General features: G+C 46.6%; 1 pseudogene. It reads right to left on the bottom strand.

The annotated features are described in order from the left end of the window. Window positions 1-393: pseudogene (locus tag ABGA94_RS06365) on the bottom strand (DNA-directed RNA polymerase subunit beta'); the annotation flags it as partial. Between the last annotated feature and the right edge of the window lie 107 nt (window positions 394-500).

Below are 500 nucleotides of genomic sequence, written 5' to 3'. Positions count from 1 at the left end.
AAGACGGATTGCGCGACCTTCTACTAATGTAGGTTCAAACGCCTGGATACCAAGACGGTGAAGTGTTGGTGCGCGGTTTAGAAGTACTGGATGTTCTTTAATCACAGACTCTAAAACGTCCCAAACTTCAGGTTGTACACGCTCGATTTTACGTTTCGCACTCTTAATGTTATGTGCTAATCCTTTTTCAACTAACTCTTTCATTACGAAAGGTTTGAACAGTTCAAGCGCCATTTCTTTTGGCAATCCACATTGATACATCTTTAAGTTCGGTCCTACAACGATTACAGAACGACCAGAGTAGTCAACACGTTTACCTAATAAATTTTGACGGAAACGTCCTTGTTTACCTTTAAGCATGTGAGATAGTGATTTTAATGGACGGTTACCTGGTTGCTGGCATCTGCGTAGGCCCGTTCACCCCCGGCTTCGTCGCCGACCAGGCGCTGGCCAACCAGCTGGCCGAACTGGGCGTGATGCTGCTGATGTTCGGCGTCGGC

Source organism: Stenotrophomonas sp. 3diitr2024 (assembly GCF_042136455.1).
Lineage (GTDB): Bacteria > Pseudomonadota > Gammaproteobacteria > Xanthomonadales > Xanthomonadaceae > Stenotrophomonas > Stenotrophomonas sepilia.
This window is presented reverse-complemented; position numbering and strand designations above follow the sequence as displayed.